This window comes from Bradyrhizobium iriomotense (genome assembly GCF_018130765.1).
Taxonomy (GTDB): Bacteria; Pseudomonadota; Alphaproteobacteria; order Rhizobiales; family Xanthobacteraceae; genus Bradyrhizobium; species Bradyrhizobium iriomotense_A.
In genome coordinates, this window is record NZ_JAFCJZ010000016.1 from 57,382 (window position 1) to 70,983 (window position 13,602).

13 protein-coding genes are annotated in these 13,602 nt (G+C 61.3%); 11 read left to right on the forward strand and 2 right to left on the reverse strand.

Going from position 1 to position 13,602, the window contains the following annotated elements; translation table 11 throughout:
• Positions 1–7 precede the first annotated feature (7 nt).
• Positions 8–691, forward strand: coding sequence for a hypothetical protein (locus JQ635_RS25440; protein WP_211412513.1), 684 nt, complete (start codon positions 8–10; stop codon positions 689–691).
• A 191-nt stretch (positions 692–882) separates the two neighbouring features.
• Here JQ635_RS25440 and JQ635_RS25445 read toward each other — a convergent pair whose 3' ends face one another.
• Positions 883–1,368: a thioesterase family protein gene (locus JQ635_RS25445; protein WP_211412514.1), complete on the reverse strand. Its 486-nt coding sequence runs from the start codon at positions 1,366–1,368 to the stop codon at positions 883–885.
• 37 nt (positions 1,369–1,405) lie between these two features.
• Positions 1,406–2,191 carry an IclR family transcriptional regulator gene (locus tag JQ635_RS25450; protein WP_211412515.1) on the reverse strand — a complete coding sequence of 262 codons (786 nt, stop codon included), beginning with the start codon at positions 2,189–2,191 and terminating at the stop codon, positions 1,406–1,408.
• A gap of 257 nt (positions 2,192–2,448) precedes the next feature.
• On the opposite strand from JQ635_RS25450, the gene JQ635_RS25455 reads away from it, so the two are divergent.
• From JQ635_RS25455 to JQ635_RS25500, 10 genes are read left to right on the forward strand one after another with little or no spacing between them, the layout of a single operon-like run.
• The gene (locus JQ635_RS25455) at positions 2,449–3,603 is read left to right on the forward strand and encodes an ABC transporter substrate-binding protein (RefSeq protein WP_211412516.1); all 1,155 of its coding nucleotides are present in this window, start codon (positions 2,449–2,451) and stop codon (positions 3,601–3,603) included.
• A gap of 33 nt (positions 3,604–3,636) precedes the next feature.
• A complete protein-coding gene (locus tag JQ635_RS25460) occupies positions 3,637–4,512 on the forward strand; it encodes a branched-chain amino acid ABC transporter permease (protein ID WP_211412517.1) in 876 nt (291 codons plus the stop codon).
• Between the two features lie 3 nt (positions 4,513–4,515).
• Positions 4,516–5,490: a branched-chain amino acid ABC transporter permease gene (locus tag JQ635_RS25465; RefSeq protein WP_211412518.1), complete on the forward strand. Its 975-nt coding sequence runs from the start codon at positions 4,516–4,518 to the stop codon at positions 5,488–5,490.
• Positions 5,487–6,224: an ABC transporter ATP-binding protein gene (locus JQ635_RS25470; RefSeq protein ID WP_211412519.1), complete on the forward strand. Its 738-nt coding sequence runs from the start codon at positions 5,487–5,489 to the stop codon at positions 6,222–6,224. The genes JQ635_RS25465 and JQ635_RS25470 overlap by 4 nt, the downstream gene beginning before the upstream one ends.
• Positions 6,211–6,918 carry an ABC transporter ATP-binding protein gene (locus tag JQ635_RS25475; RefSeq protein ID WP_211412520.1) on the forward strand — a complete coding sequence of 236 codons (708 nt, stop codon included), beginning with the start codon at positions 6,211–6,213 and terminating at the stop codon, positions 6,916–6,918. Before JQ635_RS25470 ends, JQ635_RS25475 begins: the two co-directional genes overlap by 14 nt.
• Positions 6,919–6,935: 17 nt before the next feature.
• Positions 6,936–8,651, forward strand: a complete 1,716-nt coding sequence (locus JQ635_RS25480; RefSeq protein ID WP_349631883.1) for a hydantoinase B/oxoprolinase family protein — start codon at positions 6,936–6,938, stop codon at positions 8,649–8,651.
• A 27-nt stretch (positions 8,652–8,678) separates the two neighbouring features.
• Entirely contained in the window at positions 8,679–10,760 is a 2,082-nt protein-coding gene (locus JQ635_RS25485; protein WP_211412521.1) for a hydantoinase/oxoprolinase family protein, read from the forward strand.
• A 43-nt stretch (positions 10,761–10,803) separates the two neighbouring features.
• Positions 10,804–11,697 carry a 3-keto-5-aminohexanoate cleavage protein gene (locus JQ635_RS25490; RefSeq protein ID WP_433996575.1) on the forward strand — a complete coding sequence of 298 codons (894 nt, stop codon included), beginning with the start codon at positions 10,804–10,806 and terminating at the stop codon, positions 11,695–11,697.
• Positions 11,698–11,757: 60 nt separating this feature from the next.
• Positions 11,758–13,116, forward strand: coding sequence for an aspartate aminotransferase family protein (locus JQ635_RS25495; RefSeq protein WP_211412523.1), 1,359 nt, complete (start codon positions 11,758–11,760; stop codon positions 13,114–13,116).
• A 27-nt stretch (positions 13,117–13,143) separates the two neighbouring features.
• Entirely contained in the window at positions 13,144–13,542 is a 399-nt protein-coding gene (locus JQ635_RS25500; RefSeq protein WP_211412524.1) for a RidA family protein, read from the forward strand.
• Positions 13,543–13,602 lie beyond the last annotated feature (60 nt).

The following is a 13,602-nucleotide window of genomic DNA, read 5'->3' on the forward strand; positions in this document are numbered from 1 at the left end:
GAGCGACATGCGCGGAGCTGGATTTCTCGCCATCTGGAGCGACGTCGAGGCGCACGACCTTAACGATTACCGGCACTGGCTGACGCGCGAGCACACCACCGAGCGGGTGACGACCAGGGGCTTCCTGGCATCGCGCGTCTTTCGCGCTGTGAGGGACGACATAAACCGCTTCTTCATCCTGTACGAGCTGGAATCGCCCGAGGTTCTCGATGGCGAGGCCTATCTGGCGCGCCTCAACGCACCGACGCCGTGGTCGCAGCGCATCATGCCAAAACTCGGCAACTTCATGCGGGGCGGGGGCGTCATGGTCGCGCGGGCAGGACGGGGCGAAGGGGCCACGATCGTGGCGCTGCGGATCGAAAAGGTCCCCACAGACCCTGCGAAACTGGCTGAGGCGCTGGTTGCATGCGACGGGATCGTCGCCGTGCAGATCGGCACGACCGACGAGGCGCGGACATCGGTGCGGACGGCCGAAAAGGGCATGCGGAAGCAGGAGGGCTTCTTCGCTGGGCTGCTGCTGATCGAGGCGCTCGACGTGCCCTCGTTACAGGGCGCCTTGCGCCAGGTGCGCGTGATTGCACCTGAGGTCCTGAGCCGGGCGAGCGAGCCGGAAGTCTACAAGAGCCTGTTCGCGCTCGACGCCCGCATCGCGTCGATGAGCGCGCGAGAACCCTGCGATCCCAACTGCTGAATGATTACGGGCCGTTTAACCAAAACATGCAGAAGCTGTGGGACGATCTCCAGGTGAATGATGGGCAAGTCCAGATCTAGTCATATCGGCTCGGTGGAGAGCGAGCCTGGATCCAAAAGCCCGTACGCAATTGCAGGACGAGCCGTGTTGTAAAAATCGCGATGACGATTTCGACCCGAGATCATCGCTTCTTAGGCTTCCTTTCGCATAGAAATGCGCCTTCCGATGCCCTCGGGGTATCTTGTGCGTCGATGTCCTTCCGCAATGATCCGGAGGTCGGACTGCATTTCTGCAGGGAACGCGACAACTCTGCGTAACGTTAGATCGACGTGAAGCGACATGTTCTCCGATGTCGCCGACAGCCATCCGTGGTGGGCATGTTGGAGCAGTCTGAATGTGTGGAGACGTTTCTCATCTGCGGCCAAAAGGAAAATTGAGACCCGCACAGGATCGTTAGCGTGAAGCTCCCGCAGATAGCGAATGTGACATTCGGCTGTAAACGTCGAATGCCTCGTCGTTTCGACATAGCGCGGACCTAAGCCGAATTGGAGCCAGAACTCATCAGCGGCGCGATCCAGTAGGACATGGTAGTACGCCATGTTGAGATGGCCGTTGTAGTCGACCCAACTTGGGTCCACGATCATTTCGGAGGAAATGAAGGGGGCTCTGGAATTCATTTCGAAAGAGTCCTCGATCGGCGCGGCTAACGGTTGTCTACCCGCGCGACTTGATATTGGCGCCGAGCGAAAGGGACTTGGCCAGCGCGCCTGCAGCTGTGCGCAAGGCCTGCAGTCGCAGAGCCATCTTCTTATCCGTGACGCGTTCGGTCGGACCACTGATTGCCACGGAGTAAAAGACGCTGCCGCCGGGCAATATGATCGGGCATGCGAGCGCGGCAGATCCTTCATAGATCTCGCCGACGCATGTTGCGTAGCCTTGTTCGCGAACTGTCGCGAATTCCTTCTCGATCCAGCGCCTGTTGTTGTGTGTCAAGGAGGTAGGCGTCGGTAACTCGTGGGAAAGAGCTTCCGCGATCAACTCCTTTGATTGATATGCCATGATCGCCTTGCCGGAAGCTGCAGCGTTGACAGGCATTTCGAGGCCCTCGGCGACAAGCTGTCGCCATTTTACATCCGGGGCCTGCGACACCACGACGAAAACGCGAGCGCCCACGAGGCGAGCCAGGAAGCACGCTTCAGAGGTTGCCTCAGACAGTGTGCGAAGATGCGGGCCGGCGAGCGAAGCGAGCCATCCTTCTTCGGCGCTTGCATGAAGCAATCGTGTGATGCGCTCTCCCAATTGGTAGGTCCGCCCTCCGTCGCCTTCCTGAGCGAGATTGGAGCGAACGAGCCCCTTCAGAAGGCGATGCGCCGTTGTCTTGGGAAGATCAAGGAGAGACGAAACGTCGGCAAGCGTGATTGCTCCGGAGAAGGAGGCGATCAACTCGAGAACGTCGAAGTAACGCGTTAGCGGTCCAGGAGAGTCGTCTTTTTCAACCATCGGTTTGATCGCGAGGAGTGAGGTCAGCCTTCGTCTGACTTAGGCGAGTTCGATTTCGGTCGCAACAGTGATCAACCTATCGACAGGGACCCGCGGACCGTAGCCGCTTTGCGCCGCTGCGGTGCGGGAGTTTTGGGCCATCTGCGCACGAGCCTTGCCTCGCTATGCGGCTTGACTCGCAAATGAGATTGAGTCTATCGTTTCGATATTCGGGAAAAAGTTCCGGAAACCGGAACAGGCGCGCAGGAGGACTTAGGATGCAGATCACTCGAAAGGCCTTTCTAAAATCGATCGCCGCGCTGTGCGTTGCGCCGATGGCCGGCGTTCCCGCCAGAGCCGAAGGGGGTGGTGAAATCCTGGTGGGTGCGACAGTTCCAATGACGGGCCCGCTGTCGCTGACCGGCCTTCAGTATCTAAATTCCCTGCGGCTGGCGGAAGAGAACATCAACAAGACCGGCGGGATCAATGGGCGCAAGCTCAAGATCGTGTTTGAGGACACGCAGGGTTCGAACAGCACGGCCGTCAACGCATATGTGAAGCTTGCGCAAGAGACGAAGCCTGCGTTCTTTTTCTTATCAAGCTATTCGACGCAGAACCTCGCGGTGTCGCCGGAGGTGAAGAAGGTTCAGGTGCCGGCGATGTATGCCGGGGGGGCGGATGCAATCGCGGAAGGCGGCAACGACTGGATGTTCCGTCTTCGGCCCACGGACAGTGTGGCCGCGGCCGGAATGGTCGCGTGCGTGACGACTGTCCTGAAAGCCAGGAAGGTCGGTATTCTCTACATCCAGAACGATTTCGGACAAGGAGGCGCCGCGAGCGCGGTGAAGGCGCTCGAGGCGCAGAGTGTCGTCGTCGTCGGCAGGGAAGCCTACGGCCAGACCGACAAGGACTTCTCCGCGCAGATCATCAATCTGCGCAACAAGGGGGCCGAGGCCGTTCTGTTGTTCAATTATCCACAGGATGGGGCGCTGGTGCTCCGGCAATACAAGGCGTTGGGGATGAAGGCGCCCTTGGTCGGCTCCTCGTCACTTTACGTGACTGCCACGATGCAACTGCTGTCTCCGGCGGATCTCGAAAATACGTTCTGTGTCCTCGATACCCTGGTCGATCCCGCCATGAGTCCAAGGATGAAGGACTTCATCGAGCAGTATCGTGCAAAGTTCGGCAACGATCCGGATCCCTATGGGCTGGCCTACTATGACGGCGCCTTCCTGATGGCCGATGCGATGCGCCAGGCAGGCCTAGATCCCGCAGCGCTCCAAAAGTGGCTGCTGACGCAGAAGAGCTGGGACGGAATTGGTCACAACTACGCCTACGACAGCAAGGGCAACGGTGTCCACGAAGTGGTGATCGTCAAGACGAAGGCCGGGAGCAAGGCGCTCGAGCTCGTCAAGAAGGTCACGCTAAGCTGAACTTGGTGCGGTCACGGAGCAATCGGAGCGCTCATGGCGGATTTCTTCCAACTTGCGATTAATGGCTTTGCGATTGGCGGCGTCTACGCTCTTGCCGCCATTGGCTTCGTGATCGTGTACGAGGCGACGGGGGTCGTGAACTTCGCCGCCGGGCAGTTCGTGATGTTTGGTACGTTTGCCGGCGTCGCTGCTTTGGTGAATGCTCAGCTGCCATGGCCCATAGCGTATGCAGCGGCGTTGTTCGCCATGGCAGCGTTTGGCGTGCTGTTCTTTCTGCTCGTTTATTGGCCGCTCAAGCTTAGTCCCGCAGTAACTGTGATCATCGGAACGGTCGCCATCAGCATCACGATGCAGAACGCCGCCCTGCTCGTGTTCGGATCCTGGCCGGTGCGGATCCCGTCACCACTCGAGGGGATGACGGTCGAGGTCGGTGGGGCTGTGGTCTCGGTGCACGCGTTGCTGACCATGGCGATAACGGCGCTGCTGGTCGGCGGTCTGTGGTTCCTATTGCATCGCACCAGCTTCGGGATCGGAATGCGGGCGGTGGCCCAGGACGTTCAGGCCGCGCGGCTGATGGGACTGAAGGTTGGTCGCGTTCTCGCGATGTCATGGGTTCTCGGCGCGTTGCTGGCCGGTGCCGCCGGCTTGTTGCTCGGGCCAATGTGGTTCGCCGATGTAAACATGGGCGACCCCGTGGCACTGAAGGCGTTTGCCGCCACGATTATCGGTGGATTCGGTAGCTTGCCGGGCGCGGTGGTTGGAGGCATCTTCGTCGGTTTGAGCGAAGTGCTGGGTGCCTCGTACATTTCGTCGGCTTACAAGGACCTCATCTCGTTCGGCATCATGATCGGATTCCTGTTCGTTCGTCCGCAAGGGATGTTCGGCGAGAAAATCCAGGATCGGGGGTGATCGATGCGCATTCTTCGATCATTTGGCCTGGCGCTCTGCATTCTGGCGGCCGGCGGCGTCCTGTCTCTCGTCCTGCCGGAGTATCACCTGCGGCTGCTCAATCTGTCGGTCGTTGCCTCGATCGCCGTCATCGGTCTTAACATCGCCTTTGGCTATGTGGGGCTCATCTCGCTGGGGCACGCCGCGTTCGTCGGGCTCGGTGCCTACATCATGGCGATCTCAACGACGCGCCTTGGCCTTTCGCCGTGGCTTGCGATGCCGGCCGCCGTCGCGGCGACCGCTGCATTTGCGGTCGCGATCGGGTTGCCGCTCCTGCGCCTCAAGGGGCACTATCTTGCGCTCGCGACGCTTGGGCTCAACGTTTCCTTCGTTATCGTTGCCTCGAACTGGCTCGAGATGACCGGCGGCACCAATGGTATCGCGCAAATCCCATCGTTTTCCATCCTCCATCACGCCATCTCGGACGAGCGGTCATTTCTGTGGCTGGCGCTGGTCAGTCTTACGCTGGTGGTCGTCGTGGCGACTCTGCTGCACCATTCGCGCTACGGACGCGCTCTCATCTCGGTGAGAGATGACGAGCTCGCCGCCGAGATGACCGGCATCGACACCACGAGGCTGAAAATCATGGGATTTGCGTTCTCGGCTGCCTACGCCGCCTTCGCCGGCTGCTTGTTCGCAAGCCACGTCCGGTTCATTTCGCCCGAAGATTTCTCCTATGCGCACTCCATAAACTATCTGGCGATGCTCATTGTCGGAGGGGAGGGCACCATCGTCGGCGCCATCCTGGGTTCCGTGCTGCTGACGTTCCTGCCGGAGTGGTTGCGGTTCCTCGGCAACGCCTATCTTGCGTTGTTCGGACTTCTCGTCTTTCTCGTTCTTGTGTTCCTTCCGACTGGAATCGTCGGTCTTCGCAAGTTCGTTCGAGGGCCGTCGCGGGTCGACCGCTCCGTGCAGGCCGCTGCGGAGGTGCGGCCATGACCATCCTCGACGCACGTAACATAAGCAAACGATATGGCGGCCTGGCTGCATTGACGGATGTCGACATGACGGTGTCGGCCGGAGAGTTTGTGGCGATAATCGGCCCTAACGGGGCCGGCAAGTCCACACTGCTCAATGTGTTCACTGGCCTGGTCGTGCCCGATTCCGGCGCGGTGCTTCTCGCAGGCAACGATGTCACGCGACACGCGACCAACAGGCGGATCAAGGCGGGGTTGGGCAGGACATTCCAGCACGGACGGACGTTTCCGCGGCTCACGGTGCTCGAGAACGTCATGGTCGGCGCCGCGATCTGTCCGACTCTCGGCGAGAGGGCGCTGCGCGAAAGCGCGTTGCAGATCATCGAGCAGATGGGCCTTGCGGATATTGCCGACAACGCAATCAGGACGCTGTCCTACGGGCATCGCCGCATGGTGGAGCTTGCCCGCGCTGTCGCTTGCAACCCGAAAGTATTGCTTTTGGACGAGCCTGCAGCCGGTCTGAATTCGGCCGAAGTCGCGCAGCTGGTCAAGCGCCTCGCTCACCTGCGTGAGAAGCATCAACTGGCGGTTGTTCTGATCGAGCACAACATGGGAATGGTCATGCGATTGGCCGAACGCATTGTGGTGCTGAATTTTGGTTCGAAGATCGCGGAGGGAGCGCCTGCGGAAATCCAGGCCAATCCTGCGGTGCTTTCGGCCTATCTCGGCGAGGGATACGCTCATGCTCGCGTGTAACAACCTAACCATCGCTCACGGCGACGTCGTTGCCGTTTCCGGCGTCAACCTGCAGGTTGGAGCTGGAGAGACGGTCGCACTTATTGGCGCAAACGGCGCCGGGAAGACGACGCTGCTGCATACCATCTCAGGCCTGAACAAGGCACGCAGCGGCGACATTCAGCTCGACGGCACGTCGATCCTGCGACTGTCGAGCGACCGTCGCGTGGCGCTTGGTATTGCTCAGGCGCCGGAGGGGCGGCGCATCTTCCCGGGGTTGACGGTCGAGGAAAACCTCGTCGTCGCGACGGCTAACTGGAAAAAGATACGGCAGTCGTGTGCGGACGATCTTGACCGCGTCTTCCAGCTCTTCCCGCGCCTAAAGGAACGCCGAACTCAGCTCGGTTGGTCGCTGTCCGGCGGGGAACAGCAGATGCTTGCGATCGGGCGCGCGTTGATGGCGCGTCCTCGGCTCTTGCTGCTGGACGAGCCGTCGCTGGGTTTGGCGCCACGGCTCGCCGAGGAAGTTTATGAGCGCGTCAAAGTGATCGCAAGTGCAGGCCTTACGATCCTTGTGGTCGAGCAGAACACTGTCCTGGCGCTCGCTGTGGCTGATCGTGCCTATGTGCTGGAGGCCGGACGGGTCGTTCTGGACGGTAGCGCGGCAGAACTTCGGAACGACTCCCGCGTTCGCGAGGCCTATTTAGGGCGCTGAGAGGCGACGAGTGCTTCGTGAACACCGACAACGACGACACCACGATCAAGCCCACACCCAACGTCATCAACACGCCCGCAAGGTCAGCGATGAAGCCAACTGTCGATCCCATCACCAGATCCGTAGTTCAGCACCGTCTCACCTCGATAGTCACTGAGATGGGCGAAGCGATGCTGCGGACCTCCTATTCGCAGATTCTCAACTCCAGTCGGGACTTCTCGATCGCCATCTGCGACACAAGCGCCCGGCTGGTCGCGCAAGCGGATCATATCCCCATTCACGTCGGGGCGTTGCCTTGGGCGACACGAGCCGTCGAGGAGCGATTCAATGACATCGCACCGGGCGACGTCGTCCTTCTGAACGACCCCTATCATGGCGGGAGTCATTTGCAGGACATGACGATCCTTGTCCCGATCTTCGATCAGGGGCGGCGATTGTTCTGGACGATCGTGCGCGCCCATTTGAGCGATGTCGGTGGTGCCACTTATGGTGGTTACAACCCGCACGCCAGCGAGATTTGGCAGGAAGGAATCCGTGTCCCGCCGATCAAGATCCACGAGGCCGGAAAACGCCGCGACGACATCATCGATATGCTGGCGCTCAACGTGCGCAATCCACGCGATTTCCACGGCGACTTCGCTGCGATGATCGGCGCCGCCCATCTCGGAGAGCGCCGGTTGGCGCGCTTGTTCGAAGAGCTCGGCTCCGCCGTTGTCGAGGAGGCGATCGAGATGATCCTCGATTCTGCCGAACGGCGGACGCGCCAGATCGTATCGAATTGGAAGGACGGGATCTTCCGCGGTGAAGCGTTCCTCGATGATGATGGCCGCGGCCGCGAGAACATCAGGATCGTGGCGAAGGTGACAAAGAAGGGGTCCGATATAGCGATTGATTTGTCGGAGTCGGATCCGCAGACGTCAAGCTTCGTCAACTCCTCACACGCGAATATGCAAGCCGCGGTCGTGATGGCGTTTGCCTATCTGATTGACGCCGACATTCCGAAAAACGCGGGGGCGCTCCGCCCGCTAAAAGTGACCGCCAGGAAAGGAACGGTGGTTTGGTCCGATCCCGGGTTGCCGGTGAGCTTCTGCACGAGTCATCCGTCAAATGAAATTATCGAAGCGATCGTAAAGGCAATGTCCCGGTGCTGTCCGGATCGCGCCATGGGAGGCTGGGGCCGTCGCTTCCGAATCGCGATCCAGGGCGAGAATCCGCGAACGGGGCGCCAATTCATTTGGCATATGTTTCAGGCCCGCCCGGGTGGTGGTGCTTCGTCGGCTGGTGACGGGTGGTCTTCGATCGGCGAATGGCATTCGGTCGGCGGCATCAAGTTTGGCAGCGTCGAGGTCGCAGAGGCACGGTTCCCGCTCCTCTTCCGTCACCACGAATTTCTCGCAAATTCCGGTGGCGACGGTCAATTTCGCGGTGGCCTCGGTGTAGCGCTCGACCTTGAAGTCAGGACTGAGAAGCCGGCTATCGCCAACACGGCTGGCGAAGGTGTCCGCCATGGATCTTGCGGCCTTCTCGGCGGGAGCGATGGCGCTCCGCATCGTTACAGCTTGGTTTCTCCCGGCCGCCCGCCGCGAGAGTTGAAAACGAAAGATGTCGGCATCGAGGTGTTGCCAGGCGACTGGTTCGAGGTGCGTTCGGCCGGAGGCGGCGGATGGGGGCCCCCTGAACAGCGGTCGGAACAGGCGCGACGAGAAGATCGCCGACTGGGCTTTGTGAACTAACTTTCAGCAGCAAGCAGGTTCAATATCATGTTGACCATCGGAATCGATGTCGGCGGCACGTTTACCGACCTCGTGGCCATCGACGACACTGGCCGGACGATCTTCGCTAAATCGCCTTCGACACCGCAGGACCAATCTGTCGGCGTCATGGTTGGGCTCGAAGAGTTGGCGCGGCGGCTCGGCCTGTCGCGCGAAGCGATGCTCGGCAAGACAGAGCGGATTGTCCACGGGACAACCGTTGCAACCAACGCGCTTCTGGAGCGAAAGGGCGCCAAGGTGGCGCTCCTCACAACGGAAGGCCATCGCGACGTCATCGAGATGCGTGAGGGCCTGAAGGGCGACCGTTATAATCTCAGGTCCTCGCCACCGGCGCCCCTGGTGCCGCGCGACCTGCGCTTTGGCGTGCGGGAGCGGATTGGACCCCAGGGCGAGGTCATTGTACCGCTCGATGAGAACGCGTTGGATGAAGCGGTGAAGGCCATCCGTGCCTCCGGCGCGACGTCGGTCGCGCTGTGCTTCCTGCATTCCTATAGCAATCCAGCGCATGAAATCGCGGCAGCTGAGCGTCTCGCGCGCGAGCTACCGGAAGTCGATGTCTCACGATCCTCCGACGTGCTTCCGCAGATCAAGGAGTTCGAGCGGGTATCGACGACCATCGTCAATGCCTACGTCGGTCCGGCTGTTCGACATTACCTGACTGGTCTCGAGCAGCGGCTGGGAGCGGCGGGTTTCACAGGCAGCTTGTTCATTATCCTTTCGCATGGCGGCATGGCGCCGGTGGAAGAGGCTTGGCGCCTTGCTGCAGCGACCGTCTTGTCCGGTCCGGCGGGCGGTATCTCCGGCAGCCGGCGCTGCGCCGAACTCCTTGGAGTGCCCGATCTCGTGCCGTTCGATATGGGAGGCACCAGCACGGATATTTCTCTCATCGCGGACGGTCGCGCCTCGCTCTCGGCGGATGGCGGGCTCGCCGATCAGCGGATCGCACTGCGCAGCCTCGACATCGCCAGCATCGCGGCCGGCGGTGGATCGATCGCAAGCATCGATGCGAGCGGGGCTTTCCGCGTGGGCCCGGAAAGCGCGGGCTCGGTGCCCGGTCCAGCGTGCTATGGCAACGGCGGCAGCTCACCGACGGTAACTGATGCCAATCTGATTCTGGGTTATCTGGATGCGACGAGCTTCATGGGAGGACGTCGGCCACTTGACCAGCGTGCGGCAGAGGCTGCTATCGACCGGCTCGCCGATAAACTTGGACTAACGCGCGAAAAGGCGGCGGCCGGCGTTTTTCGCCTGGTTAATCTCGCGATGGCTGACGGCATCCGCCTCATGACGCTCAAGCGCGGCGTGGATCCTCGTCACTTCGCGCTGCTCAGCTTCGGGGGGGCTGCCGGCATTCACGCCGCGGAAGTCGCCCGGGAACTGGAGATGTCGCGCATTATCGTTCCGACCGAAGCATCGGTGTTGTCTGCATGGGGCATGTTGACCAGCGACTTGCGTTACGAAATGAGTCGTACGCACTACCAATCGGATGACAAGTCGCCTGAAGCGCAGGTGCGTAATATGTACGCCGCCCTCGAGAAGCAGGCAACCGATCGGCTTCGCGCATGGTTCGCTGGTCCAATCGAGATCGAGCGGTCCGCCGAGATGCGATATGGCGAACAAGTCTTCGAGGTCGATGTGCCACTGACGGACGTCGATCTGAACGGATCCGATTTGATCGAGCAGATCGAGGGCCGTTTCCACCGCGCACATGAGGACCTCTATACCTATTCGTTGCGGGATGAAGAGGTGGTGCTGGTAAACGGACGAGCCGCGGCCGTCGGAATCGTGGCGAGAGCGGAGGACAGGATCGAGCCCGTCACCTCCGCGCCGGCGGCGGCCCACAAGCGGCGTAAGGCCTTTTTCAACAATGCGTGGACAGAGGTCGACGTCTATGCGGCCGAGAAGTTGAATCCAGGAAACGTGATCCACGGGCCGGCCATCATCGAAGCCGAGACCACGACCGTCATCGTCAATGTCGGCGACCGGGCCACCGTCAACGCACGTCGCTGGCTCGACATCAAGGTCGCAACGGTCCAGCACGCGGAGAAGGAGCTCGCGCTATCCGCTTGAGCTGGATGACCGGCTCCGCGGCAGCTGTTCCTAGGAAATGACTATGAACTTCTCTCGTCCCACAATTGTCACTTGCGCTGTGACCGGCAATCTGACCCTGCCGAGCCAGAGCCCGTACTTGCCGGTCACACCCGCGCAAATTGCGGCGTCCTGTATCGAGGCCGCCCACGCTGGCGCCGCCATCGTGCACATTCATGTGCGTAACCCGAAGACCAGTGCGCCATCGATGGAGCTGGATCTTTACCGACAGGTCGTCGAGCGCATCAAGGACAGCGGTACCGACGTGCTCGTGAACCTCACGACCGGGCCTGGCCAGCGCTTCGTTCCGGGCAGCGAAGACCCGGCGGTTGCCGGTCCCGGAACATCCCTGATGCGGGGCGAGGCGAGGGTGGTCCACGTGGAGGCGCTGCAGCCGGAGATCTGCACCCTCGATCTCAACACTATGTACTCTTTCGGCTCGGTCGTCATCAACACGCCAGACTCCCTGCGCGTGATGGCGGCTCGCATTCGTGCAGCCGGTACCGCGCCCGAGCTTGAGATATTCAATCCCGGAGACGTGATCCTGGCGCGTGATTTGGCCGCAGAAGGCGTGTTGCCCGAGCGGAATTTCCTGCAATTCGTGCTCGGGGTGAAATACGCGACGCCGGCGAACGCCGAGATGCTGTCCGCTCTTGTCCGCATGCTGCCCGCGGGCTGGGAGTGGAGCGCCTTTGGCGTTGGCCGCATGTCATTCCCCACTGTTGCATTGTCGGTGCTGCTGGGCGGCCACGTGCGCGTCGGTATGGAAGATAATCTCCAGATCGAGAAAGGGGTACTCGCACGCACCAACGCGGAACTCGTCGGCAAGGCGGTCCGCATCGTTGCGGATCTCGGCTCTCGCGCGGCCTCTCCCAAGGAAGCGCGCGAGATCCTGTCGCTCCACAAATCCGGAAACTAGTTTGAGGTAGCCGTCCGCCCCCGACGATGGGCGTCGGCCTAAACTGCAAAGGCGATATGCATGACCACGATCGAGAGCCACGTGTCGGCGAATCAAATGCAGCGGAGTTCGAGTACGATTGTCCCCATCGAGGCGCTTCGCTCGGAATGGCTCGCCGAGTACGATCGCAAGCATGCGAAGTCTTCGGCGGCAAACCGCAAGGCCTCGGCTTCCATCGCTGCGACCCAGCGAACGCGCTTCAATTCGGGCATGCCGTTTCCCGTGTACGTCGCCGAGGGAGCCGGTGCCTGGTTCACGGACATCGATGGGAATCGCTTCCTAGACTGCAACGCAGGTTGGAATGCGTCATTGTTTGGTCGCGGCAATCCCGCGATCACGGCAGCCATCGCCGATGCCGGTGCCCGTCTAGGCGCTCCCGGCGGTGCAATGCACCCGAGCCTGGTCCGCGATGAGTTCGCAGCGATGGTCTGCAGCCGAATCCCAGGTGCTGAACGCGTCGTCTTCGCGCCATCCGGCTCCGAGGCGAACACCTATGCGCTACGGCTGGCACGCAGTGCCACGGGGCGCCAGAAGGTTCTCCGGGTGCGCGGCGGATTCCACGGGCAGAACGACCATCTGCTGCAAGGAGGGTCATCGCTGCGGGGACTGCCGGCCGGGCTCGCGGCGTGGCAGATCGATATGCCGTACAACGACACCGATCAATCGGTCAGGCTGATCGAACAGCATGCTTCGGAATTGGCTGCCGTCATCGTCGAGCCGATGATGACCATTCCGGGCGCCGTCCATCAACGCAACGGATACCTTCAGGAAATCCGGACCGCAGCTCTAAACAATGGGGTGCCGTTCATTCTCGATGAGATCATTACCGGAAACCGCTTTGCTGTTGGTGGCGCGGCGGAGTTGCTCGAACTCTCTCCGGCGCCGGACCTAACGGTAATCGGCAAAATGCTCGGCGGTGGCCTTCCCGTCGCCGCAGTGGTCGGGCGGGCGGAACTCGTTGAGCAGCCGATCAGCGCCTCGAACACGCACGCGCAAAATCCCGTCGCTCTGGCCGCATCGGTTGCCAACATGAAGCTGGCAACCCCGGAGGTCTTCGCGCGCGTGTGTGCGCAAGGAGCGCGCCTGCGTGACGGACTTCGCAAGGCCGTGGAGGATCTGCGGATCCCTGTGCAGGTGACGGGCGAAGGTCCGTGCGTCGGCATCCACTTCACGGACGAGGATGTCGTTGACGCCGACACCGCCGAGCGCGGCAACCAGGATCTGTGGCGCTTGATGTGCCTAGGAGTGACCAATCGCGGCCTGGCGATTACGTCGCGCACGTTAGGCCCGATCGCGCCGTACACAGGCGAGGACGTGGAGCACGTCATCGGCGTCTTCACAGGTACCTTGCGCCAGATCGATCAGGCAGCGGCCGTTTGACGCCAACAAAGAACGAGGTTGTCCGATATGAATGAAGAATCTCACACACAGATCGTCAGCGAGGAGTTGCCAGTGCCGCGTGGTCACTTCAGTCACGCGGTGCGGGCTGGCAACACCGTCTATGTTTCGGGCCTGCTGCCCTTCGACGACGCAGGCGCCGTCGTCGCTCCAGGACAGATCGGGCCGCAGGCCGATCGGATCTTTGAGATCCTGGCGCGCGTCCTGCGCTCGGCCGGAGCCGGCTGCGCGGACGTTGTGCAGATGACGTCCTATGTCACCGATATAGCCAAACGTGCGGAGGTTAATGATGCCCGGGCACGGGTGTTTGGGGCAACGAGGCCGGCGAGCACGCTCGTCGAGGTGTCGGCGCTTGCCGCGCCTGGAGCGCTGATCGAAATCGACGCGATTGCGGTGATTCCCGGTTGAGGTTTGGCCACGCCCGCCGGCGATCTTGCGGCTGGCGTCGACGCGGTTCGTTCGACAATC

Coding starts and splice junctions, on each gene's coding strand:
- JQ635_RS25460 (WP_211412517.1), top strand. CDS start 3,637: ATGGCGGATTTCTTCCAACTTGCGATTAATGGCTTTGCGATTGGCGGC.
- JQ635_RS25445 (WP_211412514.1), bottom strand. CDS start 1,368: ATGAATTCCAGAGCCCCCTTCATTTCCTCCGAAATGATCGTGGACCCA.
- JQ635_RS25440 (WP_211412513.1), top strand. CDS start 8: ATGCGCGGAGCTGGATTTCTCGCCATCTGGAGCGACGTCGAGGCGCAC.
- JQ635_RS25490 (WP_433996575.1), top strand. CDS start 10,804: ATGAACTTCTCTCGTCCCACAATTGTCACTTGCGCTGTGACCGGCAAT.
- JQ635_RS25470 (WP_211412519.1), top strand. CDS start 5,487: ATGACCATCCTCGACGCACGTAACATAAGCAAACGATATGGCGGCCTG.
- JQ635_RS25495 (WP_211412523.1), top strand. CDS start 11,758: ATGACCACGATCGAGAGCCACGTGTCGGCGAATCAAATGCAGCGGAGT.
- JQ635_RS25475 (WP_211412520.1), top strand. CDS start 6,211: ATGCTCGCGTGTAACAACCTAACCATCGCTCACGGCGACGTCGTTGCC.
- JQ635_RS25500 (WP_211412524.1), top strand. CDS start 13,144: ATGAATGAAGAATCTCACACACAGATCGTCAGCGAGGAGTTGCCAGTG.
- JQ635_RS25450 (WP_211412515.1), bottom strand. CDS start 2,191: ATGGTTGAAAAAGACGACTCTCCTGGACCGCTAACGCGTTACTTCGAC.
- JQ635_RS25485 (WP_211412521.1), top strand. CDS start 8,679: ATGTTGACCATCGGAATCGATGTCGGCGGCACGTTTACCGACCTCGTG.
- JQ635_RS25465 (WP_211412518.1), top strand. CDS start 4,516: ATGCGCATTCTTCGATCATTTGGCCTGGCGCTCTGCATTCTGGCGGCC.
- JQ635_RS25455 (WP_211412516.1), top strand. CDS start 2,449: ATGCAGATCACTCGAAAGGCCTTTCTAAAATCGATCGCCGCGCTGTGC.